This window comes from Litorilituus lipolyticus (genome assembly GCF_006439335.1).
GTDB lineage: Bacteria > Pseudomonadota > Gammaproteobacteria > Enterobacterales > Alteromonadaceae > Colwellia > Colwellia lipolytica.
Genome location: NZ_SAWY01000008.1, coordinates 55508 through 67975, shown reverse-complemented (window position 1 = coordinate 67975; position 12468 = coordinate 55508). Strand labels below are relative to the sequence as shown.

The 12468-nt window shown below is 38.9% G+C and carries 11 protein-coding genes and 4 tRNA genes; 2 read left to right on the top strand and 13 right to left on the bottom strand.

Going from position 1 to position 12468, the window contains the following annotated elements; genetic code table 11:
• The 8 genes from EPA86_RS05000 to murB all read right to left on the bottom strand — a co-directional run.
• The coding region (locus tag EPA86_RS05000) for a GTP-binding protein (protein ID WP_246058270.1) at positions 1-123 on the bottom strand (123 nt) is incomplete at its 3' end.
• Between the two features lie 86 nt (positions 124-209).
• Positions 210-285: transfer RNA gene (locus EPA86_RS04995), tRNA-Thr, on the bottom strand.
• Positions 286-301: 16 nt separating this feature from the next.
• Positions 302-376: transfer RNA gene (locus EPA86_RS04990), tRNA-Gly, on the bottom strand.
• A 66-nt stretch (positions 377-442) separates the two neighbouring features.
• Positions 443-527: transfer RNA gene (locus EPA86_RS04985), tRNA-Tyr, on the bottom strand.
• Positions 528-579: 52 nt separating this feature from the next.
• Positions 580-655 (bottom strand) — tRNA-Thr (locus EPA86_RS04980).
• A gap of 142 nt (positions 656-797) precedes the next feature.
• Positions 798-1535, bottom strand: coding sequence for a type III pantothenate kinase (locus EPA86_RS04975; protein WP_140602317.1), 738 nt, complete (start codon positions 1533-1535; stop codon positions 798-800).
• The gene (birA, locus tag EPA86_RS04970; protein ID WP_140602316.1) at positions 1532-2503 is read right to left on the bottom strand and encodes a bifunctional biotin--[acetyl-CoA-carboxylase] ligase/biotin operon repressor BirA; all 972 of its coding nucleotides are present in this window, start codon (positions 2501-2503) and stop codon (positions 1532-1534) included. The genes EPA86_RS04975 and birA overlap by 4 nt, the downstream gene beginning before the upstream one ends.
• A complete protein-coding gene (gene murB / locus EPA86_RS04965) occupies positions 2496-3563 on the bottom strand; it encodes a UDP-N-acetylmuramate dehydrogenase (RefSeq protein WP_140602315.1) in 1068 nt (355 codons plus the stop codon). The genes birA and murB overlap by 8 nt, the downstream gene beginning before the upstream one ends.
• Before the next feature lie 177 nt (positions 3564-3740).
• On the opposite strand from murB, the gene EPA86_RS04960 reads away from it, so the two are divergent.
• Positions 3741-4961, top strand: a complete 1221-nt coding sequence (locus EPA86_RS04960) for an Nramp family divalent metal transporter (RefSeq protein ID WP_170309569.1) — start codon at positions 3741-3743, stop codon at positions 4959-4961.
• Between the two features lie 26 nt (positions 4962-4987).
• Here the strand turns inward: EPA86_RS04960 and EPA86_RS04955 are convergent, their stop codons facing one another.
• The 5 genes from EPA86_RS04955 to EPA86_RS04935 form a co-directional block, all read right to left on the bottom strand.
• Positions 4988-5983: an isoaspartyl peptidase/L-asparaginase family protein gene (locus EPA86_RS04955; RefSeq protein WP_140602313.1), complete on the bottom strand. Its 996-nt coding sequence runs from the start codon at positions 5981-5983 to the stop codon at positions 4988-4990.
• A gap of 201 nt (positions 5984-6184) precedes the next feature.
• Positions 6185-7591: a Na+/H+ antiporter NhaC family protein gene (locus tag EPA86_RS04950; protein WP_140602312.1), complete on the bottom strand. Its 1407-nt coding sequence runs from the start codon at positions 7589-7591 to the stop codon at positions 6185-6187.
• 199 nt (positions 7592-7790) lie between these two features.
• Positions 7791-7982: a hypothetical protein gene (locus tag EPA86_RS04945; protein ID WP_140602311.1), complete on the bottom strand. Its 192-nt coding sequence runs from the start codon at positions 7980-7982 to the stop codon at positions 7791-7793.
• Between the two features lie 231 nt (positions 7983-8213).
• Positions 8214-9374 (bottom strand): anhydro-N-acetylmuramic acid kinase, encoded by a 1161-nt coding sequence (locus tag EPA86_RS04940; RefSeq protein ID WP_140602310.1) that lies wholly within the window; start codon positions 9372-9374, stop codon positions 8214-8216.
• A 22-nt stretch (positions 9375-9396) separates the two neighbouring features.
• Positions 9397-10812, bottom strand: coding sequence for an OapA family protein (locus EPA86_RS04935; RefSeq protein ID WP_140602309.1), 1416 nt, complete (start codon positions 10810-10812; stop codon positions 9397-9399).
• Between the two features lie 218 nt (positions 10813-11030).
• On the opposite strand from EPA86_RS04935, the gene tyrS reads away from it, so the two are divergent.
• Positions 11031-12230: a tyrosine--tRNA ligase gene (tyrS, locus tag EPA86_RS04930; protein WP_140602308.1), complete on the top strand. Its 1200-nt coding sequence runs from the start codon at positions 11031-11033 to the stop codon at positions 12228-12230.
• Positions 12231-12468: the final 238 nt, after the last annotated feature.

Here is a 12468-nt window from a genome sequence, read left to right as displayed (position 1 = left end):
ACCGTGAGTTTTCGTTAATACCGCAGAGATAGCAGCTGTTAACGTAGTTTTACCGTGGTCAACGTGTCCGATAGTACCAACGTTTACATGCGGTTTCGAACGTTCAAATTTTTCTTTAGCCATTTTAAAATACCTCTGGGTATAGTAATAATTTACTGTTTAAGTTTACATTTTTAATGTTGAGATAAAAGGATAGATAATCTTAGGAATGGTGCTGATAGGCAGATTCGAACTGCCGACCTCACCCTTACCAAGGGTGCGCTCTACCAACTGAGCCATATCAGCATTCATTTACAAAGATTGGAGCGGGTGGCGGGAATCGAACCCGCTTCATCAGCTTGGAAGGCTGAGGTAATAGCCAGTATACGACACCCGCTTCGTCTATCAGAGTATCTCTGTTTTTTAAGTTAAGCTTATTGGCATTAAAGCTTAACTTGAAATATGGTGGAGGGAGGTGGATTCGAACCACCGAAGGCGGAGCCGTCAGATTTACAGTCTGATCCCTTTGGCCACTCGGGAACCCCTCCAAATTTCTCTTACACTTATTGAGTGCAATACTAAAGCAAGCTTTAGTATTAATGGTGCCGACTGCCGGAATCGAACTGGCGACCTACTGATTACAAGTCAGTTGCTCTACCAACTGAGCTAAGTCGGCACTACATTAAGTGGTGCGAATTCTAGAGTAATGTTTTGCCCCTTGCAATAGCAAAATTAAAAAAAATTAGATGTTTTTGCTTGTTTCTATGGAGTTTGACGTTTTTTTGCCCAAGCACGCAATAATATTCATCGCTTGAGTGCTATTTTCTTACTTCGCCACTGTAGGCTTGTAAACCTTGAAAGACTAGATCATCGATTATCAGTGATTCGACTGTAAGTAGTGGTTGAAGCTCTTTTGCATTACCACCCGTTAATAAAAGTTTATCAATTTTACAGTTTTGTCGCTCTGCCTGCTTTAATGCACTATATATAGTACCTGCAGTCGCCGCCCAACAAGCATTATTGACATTATCACTGGTATTACAGCCAAATGATAAACTCGCTTTATTGGTATTAGTCGCTGTCACTTTAGTTGTATTAGCTAAAACACTTTCAAACAGTGTTTCAACACCTGCCAGTATCCAGCCACCTATGTGTTGGCCTGAGGCGGACAAGACATCTATCGTTGTTGCTGTGCCGGCATCAACAATTAATACATTGCTTTTCGGTAGTAAAATACGACTAGCAACAAGTGTAAGCCACCTATCAATGCCTAATTGTTCTGGTAAGTGGTAGGCAGACTTTACGCCAGCTTTTTGCTGTTCACTATAAACACGTTGATAAGGTAATTCATTTTGCTCACACCAACCTTTCACTATATCGGTAATATCTTCTGAGGCGACACTCGCTACCACCATTTTTGTGATTTCAGTAAAGTGTTGTTCAAGTAAAGAGTGGTTTATTACATTATTATCAATAGCCTTTACTGTTGAACGAATACCCTGCTCAAGAACAACATACTTTGCCCGTGTGTTACCTATATCAAGTAATAAAATCATGAAGCACCTCGCAAACTCACTTCACCACCATAAATAGGCGTTACTTGACCATTCACCTCTAACATGAGGGCACCTTGGTTATTGATACCACGACAAATACCCGCAGTGACACGCTCACCGGTTAACAACTTCACCGCCTTATCTAGGAAAACGTCCTGCTGATGCCAACTATCAAGCATTGGCGCAAGGCCTTGATTTTGATGTTCAACAAGTCGTGCTCTTAAATGATTAATAATGCATGCGCTTAATTCACTTCGATTAACTTCTTTTGAGCTGTGGCTTTGTAAATCTGTCCATTGCTGGTCTATGGCTTTTGCAGCTTGTTCAGGCATATTAAGATTTATACCTATACCAATAACACTATGACTTGGCTCTAGAGCCTGACCTTCTAAATCAATTAAGATACCCGCTAGCTTAACACCTTCAATATAAATATCATTCGGCCACTTTAACTGTACTTGCACATTACAATACTCTTTAATAGCATCGCTCACAGCCAGTGCTGTTACTAAACTCAGTCCCATAGCTGCCGACAGACCTTGCTCTAAATACCAATACATAGACAAATATATTTGCGAGCCAAAAGGCGAAACCCACTGCCTGCCTCTGCGCCCGCGTCCTGCGCTTTGACATTCAGCTAAACAAACTTGACCTTGCATTAACTGATTAGGTAAACGCCTCATTAAATAATCATTGGTTGAATCAATTAAACTGTGTACTTCAACAGGCGCACTATTATCATTTACTAAGTTATCTATGACTTTTTTATCCAATAGATTAATGGCTTGAGCTAACTTATAACCCTTACCTGTAACACTATAAATATCTAAACCTAATTCTGTCAGCGCTTTGATATGTTTAGCAACCGCTGTGCGACTGACATTTAGTTCATCACCTAATTGTTGACCCGAAACAAATTGCCCTCGAGCTAATGATCTAATTAAGTGTTGTTTTATTGCTTTAGTCATAGGTCAACTCACTAATCAAATCAAAGTGATTAAAGGCAGTAAATGCTTGCTCACCAAGCACTGAGATCATGCGCACCTCTGGTATAATTTCAATATTAAACTTTGCTTTAACCTGTTGTTGAATATACTTAGCTAAACTTAATATGTCTTTGCCACTACCTTGAGCATAATTAACCAAGACTAGTGCCTGCTTTTTATGAATGCCAACGTCTTTATATATGCCTCCTTTCAAACCTGATTGCTCAATTAACCATCCTGCTGCCAGTTTCATCTCACCATTGGCTTGAGGGTAATTAGGTATTGATGGGTAGTCTTTTTGTAATCGCTTAAATTCATCTTCACTGATCACAGGATTTTTAAAGAAACTACCAGCATTAGGAAGCTCATCAGGGTCGGGTAATTTACTTTGACGTAATTGAATTACCGCATCCATAATAGTTTTAGCGGTGGCCGTTGCAGGTAGGGTATTTAAACCATGATAAGATGTTTTACCTTGCCAACTTTTGGGAAAGTTTAAAGTGACTTGGGTGATAACTCCCTTATTATATAAAGCACCTTTAAAAATACTATCACGATAACCAAATTGGCAATCATGATTAGATAAGGCCGTCACCTTTTTATTAGAGAAGTCAAAGAATGTCACTTCATGACAATAATCTGCAAACTCAACGCCATATGCACCAATATTTTGTACTGGCGCAGCTCCAACACTTCCAGGGATCAAGGCTAAATTTTCTAAACCATTAATTCCTTGCTCAATACACAGGCAGACTAAATTGTGCCAGTTCTCGCTTGCGCCAACTTGCACGGAAAAGTAACTATCATGCTCTATGATATCGATGCCAGAGAACTTTGGCTGAATAATGAGAGGTGCTTGTTCATCAACAAATAAGGTGTTGCTACCCTCACCTAGAATATAAAAGTGTTGCTCAATCACTTCAGCCATTTCAGCAATATCTTGCAAGGCTTCAATATTACTAGGGCGAAGTACCTTGCGACTAAATGCTTTAACATTGAAGCTATTTTGGGTTTGTAAACACTCTTGCGGGCTACTATTCATAAAGCTTTAATAAGACATGTGATAAAAAGAAAACATTGTACTTAAAAACACAACATAACTCCATGAAGTCGCTTTCTTATGTTATCTGTTACTAGCTTACAATTCTGTTGGCTGAGTAACGCTTGACCATTATTCACTAGGCAATTACTCTGGAGCAAACTAACCATAAGAATAATAATGAAAAAGAATCGTTTTACTTTAGGACCAGCTATTCTAGTAACGGCGGCATTTATAGGCCCAGGTACCGTAATCACAGCCACATTAGCAGGTGCGAACTATGGTTACAGTCTTCTATGGGCATTACTATTTTCAATCATTGCTACCATTATTTTACAGGAAATGTCTGCACGATTAGGCATAGTAACTCGCCAAGGCCTTGGTGAAAATATTCGCACAAGTTGCAAAAACCCTATGATTCGTGGAGTTGCTGTTATGTTAGTGGTCAGCGCTATTGTAATAGGTAATGCCGCCTATCAAGGCGGTAATATTTCAGGCGCTAGCCTTGGCTTACAAAATATTTTTAGTAGTTCGACTACACTGGGCTCAATTTCAATTTGGCCAATAATCATAGGTATGATCGCGTTTACCATATTAATCACAGGCAGCTATAAAATTATTGAACGCGCTTTAATCGCTTTAGTCGGATTAATGAGTTTAGCCTTCTTAGTCACTTTCATCATCACCAAGCCAGACATCGGTCAATTTTTCTCTGGCTTGTTAATTCCTTCATTACCCGATGGCGCTGCACTAACCGTTATCGCCTTAATTGGTACAACCGTTGTCCCCTATAATTTATTTTTACACAGTGCCAGTGTCAGTGAAAAGTGGCACAACATTGAAGATATTGGCAAAGCAAAACAAGATTTGTACTTCTCTATTCCGTTAGGTGGCCTCATTTCTATTGCCATAGTTTCTACTGCTGCTAGTGCATTTTTTGGTCATCAAGTTAATATCAGCAGTGCCGCTGATATTGCTCCAGCATTGCAGCCATTATTCGGTGATTTTGCAGGATTCTTTATTGCCCTTGGGCTTTTCTGTGCTGGTATTTCTTCTGCAGTCACTGCACCGTTAGCTGCAGCTTACGCCCTAAATGGCATTTTAAACTTAAAGCAGCAACTCAATACTTTAGCCTTCAAAAGTATTTGGGGTTCAATTTTGCTGCTAGGTATAATTATTTCAACATCAGGCTATAAGCCCATTAATGTCATTTGGTTTGCTCAGGTGGCCAATGGTATTTTACTGCCTATAGTTGCGATATTTTTATTATGGGTGATGAACACCGATGCACTAAAGCAGTACAAAAACACCTTGGGCCAAAATATTTTAGCCTCTATGGTTATTTTAATTACTTTAATGCTCAGTACTCGTAGCTTAATGTCAGCCTTTGGCTTACTTTAAGCATCAACTTATTAGATAGTTAAGCATTATTCATCTGAAAAGATAGCAACATAGGCTTTATCCTGTGTTGTTTTACTGGCACGATACATACCTTCCGTATTAAACGGCATTGCGATATTACCTTGTTGGTCAATAATAATAACCCCTCCTGTACCACCTATCGGTTTTAACACGCCATTAATGACTTCATCACCAGCTTGAACAATTGATTTTCCTTGGTATTTCACTCGTGCACAAATGTCTGCTGCAACATTGTAGCGAATGAAATACTCACCATGCCCCGTTGCCGAAACAGCACAAGATTCATTTTCTGCAAAAGTACCTGCACCTATGACCGGTGAATCCCCAATTCGTCCAAAGCGTTTATTTGTCATACCTCCTGTAGAGGTACCGGCGGCAATATTTCCATATTGATCTAGAGCTACAGCGCCAACAGTTCCCACTTTATATTCAAACGGCAGTGCCTTATGAGCCGCTTGATAGTCTTTGCTCTGTTGAGATTTTTTCATTTTTTCTTTAGCACGTTGCAGTGATTTATAACGGCTTTTTGTGTCAAAATGCTTGTTATCAATGAGCGGTATACCTTGGTTAAGTGCAAATTGTTCTGCTCCATTACCACTTAACATAACATGAACTGATTCTTCCATGACCAAACGCGCTAAATTTATCGGGTTCTCAATACGTTTGACCCCCGCCACAGCTCCTGCTTGTCGAGTTTTGCCATCCATTATTGATGCATCAAGCTCATGAGTCTCATCATGGGTATAAACTGCACCTTTACCTGCATTAAAAAATGGCGAATTTTCCAGTACATTAATCGCTGCGGTTATGGCATCTAAACTTGTCCCGCCTCTATTTAATACGCTATAGCCCTTATCAATGGCTTCGGTTAGCTTTGCTCGATAGGCTTCTTCTTTTTCAGGAGTGAAACGTGATTTTTTAATGACACCTGCACCGCCGTGAATTGCAATAGCAATAGGCGATTTATCAGCATTTTTTATTGATAAAGGTTCCGATGCCATAACACTGCTTTGCCAAAATGGCAGTAACAATAACGAAAAAAGAATGCTAGATAGTAACCTTGTAAATCGAGGGCTTTTGCAATTTGATTTGTATTTAATGAAATGACGCATAATGTGTTTTCAGCAGAAAGAATTTAACTCAATCTGCCGAAAAAACGTCACAAAGTAAAGCTAAGCTGAAATTGCTTAGCAAGCTTTCCCCTAAAGCATTATAAAACTGGCAATGAAATAGGCGATTAATGTTAACGCGCCACCGAATAATGCATAAGGTAATTGCGTTTTCACGTGCTCAAGTAAATCACAGCCTGAAGCAATGGCTGATACACAGGTTGTATCTGAAATAGGTGAACAATGATCGCCAAAAACACCCCCACCAAGAATTGCTGCAATCACTAAAGACGGAGGTAAACCTAGTGTTTGAATCAGTGGCACACCGATAGGAATTAATATTGCAAAGGTGCCCCAAGATGTTCCTGTACTAAAAGACATAGCAGCGCCAGCAAGAAATAACATAGGTACTATCATTATCACAGGTAAATAATCACCAACAAGCCCCGCAATATAAACCCCTGTGCCTAGCTCTTTTAAACTGGCACCTAATGTTAACGAAAACAATACTATTGTGACTAAAGGCAATAACTCAGATAGCCCCTTAAAACCAACATCAACTAACTCTTGGTGACTAAAACGTTTTGAAAACAGTAGTAAGAAATAAGCCACAGTTAAAGAAAAACAGGTCGCATATAAAACAGATTTAGTACCACTACCTTGAGTAATATCACCATTACCTGTCCAAAACATAAAAAAGAACATGGCAAGCACCATGCTTAATAACGGCACCACCATAAAACGAGCTTTAGTTGCGGGAATTAATTGCTCTGCTTTAATCGTCTCATCAACTAGTTTATGGTCAACTTGCTCACCTTGTTGCAGTTTAAGTTCACTGGCCTTCATTGGTCCGTGAACCCTATCGGTGATAATAGTATAAAGCACTAATAACAAGGCAATAATTGCATAAAAGTTAAATGGAATTGTACCCCATAAAATAGACATGCTTGATTGACCCAATTCATAGTTATTCAATAAACCTAAAACATATGCTCCCCAACCATTTAATAAAATAAGAATGCAAATAGGCGCACTGGTTGTGTCGATCATAAAAGCAAGACGAGCACGACTCATTTTAAACTTATCAAATAAATCTCGGGATAAAATCCCCGCCGTTAATACGCTTAAGTTTGATTCTATAAATATAACAACGCCTGTAAAAAAGGTCACTGAACCGACTTGGCGCTTAGTTTTAGCAATACCTTTACTGACAAGTTTATTCACCATGGCCGTGACCCCGCCAGAATTTCTTACATAAGCCAACAACGCACCAATAAGTAAACTAAAAACAAGTAATCGAGCATTTCCAGGTGAACTTACTACCGAGACCACACGTTCTATTAAGCCAAGAAATGCTTGAAATAAACTAAAACCATCACCTTTAGTTGCTAACAACAGCTCTGATGAAAAAACCGCAACCAATAAGGCCGCTATTACCTCTTTTTTCCACAAAACAATAATAATCGCGATAATCGGCGGGATTACTGAAAGCCATTCCATAAAAAACCTTTAACTATGAATAATGTAAACCGTTGCAGTGTTACAAAAGCCACCTTGAATAACAAGCCTTAGTTTTTTTGTTTGTCATGGTTTTATGCTGCAGTTAACATTTATGATCAAAAAGGCTCAATAAGCTTTAACTTATTGAGCCTAAAATTTCATCTTCAAACATTCACAACACGACTATTCAAGGAGTCAGCTAATAGTAACTATCTTCTTGATTGTGCGCTTGAGGATCATCAATAATGTCATTAAAGTTCACTTCAAAATCATTATTGTTTTGCGTATTTGATAAATAAATCGTTCTCGTTGAATCATCAATCCAAGTCACGGTACCACTACCTTTTTTACTTCCACATTTCATACCAATATGAATTTCACTAAACTCCATAATCAGCCCCCTTATCAATTAAGCAAATAAGTAAGAGAAAAACACTAAAATACAGCATCGTTTATCGTTAGATAGTACAAGAGTTAAATAGTTCAATTTTTGAGCAGCTATCAATATTGCTAGGGCACTCTCTTTAGTTGGGATATATATTGCTTACTTAAATAACCTCAACTCGAGATAAGAAAATAGATTGCTAAAAAGTAAGTTGTTATCCCGAGCTAAGGTGCCCAATTAAGGTAAATAAGATAAGCCAAGGGAACATGCACGACTAGCCCCTGTCACCGAAGGCATATTGCTAGGCAAACCGTTGATATTGGCATAGGCCAACCATGCAAAAGCCATAGCTTCAAGTGCGTCGCTATCTATAGCAAGTGAACTCGCTGATACCAGTGAATAGTTATGTTTATCATTCGCTTCATTTAAGCAATCTGCTAACAGCTTCATTAAATAATTATTATGCACACCTCCACCACATGTGATCACTTGGGCACATTGTGAAAGTTGCTTTATTTCCTGAGCAATGGTTATCGCCGTGAAAGTGGCTAAAGTTGCTTGTATATCTCGTGACTGGATTGGCTTTAAACTTGTTTCTTCGATTGAAGCTAAATGTTGCTTTAGCCAATCAAAAGTAAAGTGCTCGCGCCCAGTGCTTTTTGGTGCAGGTAAAGCAAAATAGGGGTCTGACAATAATTGCGCCAACAGCGGCTTATGAAGTTCACCAGAACTTGCCCATTGACCTGACTCATCATATTGAATAGTCGCATCAGTATGACAATGCACAAACCAATCATCCAATAATGCATTGCCAGGTCCAGTATCAAAACCTTGCACTTGTGTACCTTCTTTTACAGGCAAATAGCTGATATTGGCAATACCACCGATATTTACAAAGAAAACATCTTGTTCTGTATTATTAAAAATTTTCTGATGAAACGCTGGAACAAGCGGTGCTCCTTGACCACCTAAGGCAATATCTTTTTGGCGAAACTGACCAATGACTTTTATTCCCGTCAAACATGCAAGTGTTTGGCTACAACCAATTTGCAGGGTAAAGGGAAATTTAGCAGTAGGCCGATGTCTGATAGTTTGACCATGATTACCAATGGCAATAATATCCTGAGGCGTTAACTCTTGCTGCTTTAGAAACGCTGTAACCGCATGACTAAAAACATGCGCTAGTTCAATGTCTAAACTACCTGACAAATCTATTTCATCTTCAGCCGAGTTATAGAGTGATTTGATACGCTGTGCTAAATCGGCTTGATATGGCTGAAAATAACTTGCCACCAACTGAATATCTGAGTTTTCTGGAGCTGCATTATCAGTAAAGCTTACCAGCGCTAAATCGATACCATCTGCACTGGTGCCAGACATTAAACCAATATAATACATGCCTGACTCCTTGATTTTTCTGTTAATCACTAAGGACTGACGAAGCTTCTTTCATTGATGATTCTTGCATAGAAATCAGTGCATTTTTAGAACCTTCTAGCGAAAGTAAACGCTTACGAGCTAACGTGGTAAATTCTGCCTTATATTTTTTAGCAATAGGCTTAGCATCAGGTAACTTTACTGTTCTAGGGTTACGATGCACACCATTTAACAGGAATTCATAATGCAAATGTGGTCCTGCCGCTAACCCTGTGGCACCAACATATCCTATTACTTGCCCTTGCTTAACTCGCTGTCCTTTTTTTACAGCACGCTTTGAAAAATGCAGGTATTTAGTGACAATACCATTGCCGTGTTGAATAAAAACGTAATTACCATTGTATTTATTATAAGTCGCGTGAGTTACTTTACCATTACCTGCAGCAACCACAGGGGTACCTGTTTTTGCGGCGTAATCAACACCTCGATGAGCTTTCCAACGTTTTTGCACCGGATGGAAACGCTTACGCTTAAAACTAGAACTAATATACTTAAAATTAACAGGGGCACGTAAAAAGGCTTTGCGCATACTTTTACCGTCTGGCGTGTAATATTCGCCATCGGTAAATCGCACTGCCTGAAAAACCTCGCCTTGGTTAACAAACTCAGCCGCTAATATATTGCCAGTACCTATGTACTCCCCGTCAACATACTGCTGCTCATAAATCACATGAAAACTATCATCGTTACGAATATCTTGCGCGAAATCGATATCCCAACCAAAAATATTAGCAAAATTGATAACTTGAGCATCTGTTAGACCAGCTTTAACACCAGCATTCCAGAAACTAGAAGAAATAGTGCCATGACTAAACGTCTCACGTACTTCTATTTGCTTGCTCTCTTTGTGCGACTGATAACTATCACCTACTAAATCAATGAACAGCGTATCGGTTTTCGACAAAGGATATTCTAATGCCACTAACTGGCCATTATCATCATTAGCAATTTTCAGCTCTTCGCCGACATCCAATTTTTTAAGCAACTTACTGTCTTCACCTTTGGCAGTACTAACCGCATAAGTCGTTTGTGCGCTATAGCCGAGACGTTTAAAAATTCGCGCCAATGAATCTCCACTTTTTACTTTTGCTGTTTGCCATTGGTAACTTTGTTTGATTGAAGGTAAATCACTACTTTGGGGGGCAATATCAACTTTTCCTTCAGGCACGCTAGCTTGAGAGCTAGTAAGAGATGGCATCTCAATGGGGTTTATCGTTTTTGAGTCAGCACTTTGTGGTAAAGCAATTTGATAACGTTTGCCCACGGTTAGGTTTTCACCTTCTTCCTCAATATTTTGAGTTGGAGAAAGTAAAATGACCACAATAATGAATAATAATGCACTTATTATGATGCGATGAATTTTAGGAAGCTGTAAAAAAATTTCTGTTAGGTTTTTCAACGAGTGACTACTTTTGATCTTTTCAATTGAGTGCTTAAAGCATCAGAACATTAACAATTATCACTTACTATAACAAAACTTTTCTAAAAAATACTGCCTGAAGTGCTATTAGGGTTTTATCCTACAGGCAAAGTACAGTAGAATTCGACCATTCGCGATATGTTACAAAAAATGTTCGCCATACTTTTCAACCTAAAACCATGTAGTGGAGCTCAGGAATGACCGATGTCAGTCAAGCGTTTGCCGAGATAAAACGCGGTGCAGAAGAAATTTTGCTCGAAGATGAATTACTAGAAAAACTAAAAACTGGCAAGCCATTAAAGATTAAGGCTGGTTTTGATCCAACGGCACCTGATTTGCATTTAGGTCACACGGTACTGATTAATAAGCTGCGTCAATTCCAGCAATTGGGCCATGAAGTTATTTTCCTTATTGGTGATTTCACCGGTATGATTGGCGACCCAACGGGGAAAAACGTTACCCGTAAGCCACTGACAAAAGAAGATGTTTTAGCAAATGCTGAAACCTATAAAGAACAGGTATTTAAGATACTTGATCCTGCAAAAACCACCGTGGCTTTTAATTCCACCTGGATGGATAAAATGGGAGCTGCGGGCATGTTAAAACTGGCATCTCGCCAAACCGTTGCTCGCATGATGGAACGCGATGATTTCAAAAAACGTTATGCTAACGGTCAAGCAATTGCCATTCACGAATTCATGTACCCGTTAGTACAAGGCTGGGATTCAGTTGCACTAGAATCTGATGTTGAACTGGGCGGTACCGATCAAAAATTCAACTTGTTGATGGGAAGAGAGTTACAAAAATCAGAAGGGCAACGTCCGCAAACTGTATTGATGATGCCATTACTTGAAGGCCTAGACGGCGTTCAGAAAATGTCTAAATCACTAGGTAATTATATTGGGATAACAGACTCGCCAAGCGATATGTTTGGTAAAGTTATGTCAATTTCAGATGATTTAATGTGGCGCTACTATGAACTACTCAGCTTTAAAGATTTAGAAGTCATCGAAGGCTATAAAGCTAAAGTAGCTCAAGGCGCTAACCCTCGTGATGTAAAAATTGATTTAGCTAAAGAATTAATTACTCGTTTTCATGATGAAACGGCGGCTCAAGCTGCTCATGATGAATTCATAAACCGCTTCCAAAAAGGCGCTATGCCTGAAGAAATGCCTGAGATTGAGTTATCACCAGAAAACGGTGAGATTGCCATTGCTAATTTATTAAAAGAAGCAGGTTTAGTAAGCAGTACTTCAGAAGCCATGCGTATGATTAAACAAGGCGCGGCTAAAATTGAAGGCGAAAAAGTTAACGACAAAAACTTAATTATTAAAGCTGGTAGCAAAGCGATTTACCAAGTAGGTAAACGAAAATTTGCCCGAGTTTTAGTCAAATAACCATCAAAGTCATTGATCATTAGGTGTGCACATATCGCCCACTTAATGATCACCCCTTCAGTATCTTGTTCTAATTAATCACGTATTAAAAATTTATAACCATTTACAGGTGTTACTAGCAAAGCTCTCTAAAACATTGACTTATACAAAATAAACCTTACTTTTTATAAGGTAAATATCAGTGATTTTTCCTTAGTATTCCATAATTTACTTCACTACCTTTTCTTGATCTAAATCA

Coding starts and splice junctions, on each gene's coding strand:
- EPA86_RS04950 (WP_140602312.1), bottom strand. CDS start 7,591: ATGGAATGGCTTTCAGTAATCCCGCCGATTATCGCGATTATTATTGTT.
- EPA86_RS04940 (WP_140602310.1), bottom strand. CDS start 9,374: ATGTATTATATTGGTTTAATGTCTGGCACCAGTGCAGATGGTATCGAT.
- EPA86_RS04975 (WP_140602317.1), bottom strand. CDS start 1,535: ATGATTTTATTACTTGATATAGGTAACACACGGGCAAAGTATGTTGTT.
- EPA86_RS04945 (WP_140602311.1), bottom strand. CDS start 7,982: ATGGAGTTTAGTGAAATTCATATTGGTATGAAATGTGGAAGTAAAAAA.
- murB (WP_140602315.1), bottom strand. CDS start 3,563: ATGAATAGTAGCCCGCAAGAGTGTTTACAAACCCAAAATAGCTTCAAT.
- tyrS (WP_140602308.1), top strand. CDS start 11,031: ATGACCGATGTCAGTCAAGCGTTTGCCGAGATAAAACGCGGTGCAGAA.
- EPA86_RS04955 (WP_140602313.1), bottom strand. CDS start 5,983: ATGGCATCGGAACCTTTATCAATAAAAAATGCTGATAAATCGCCTATT.
- birA (WP_140602316.1), bottom strand. CDS start 2,503: ATGACTAAAGCAATAAAACAACACTTAATTAGATCATTAGCTCGAGGG.
- EPA86_RS04960 (WP_170309569.1), top strand. CDS start 3,741: ATGAAAAAGAATCGTTTTACTTTAGGACCAGCTATTCTAGTAACGGCG.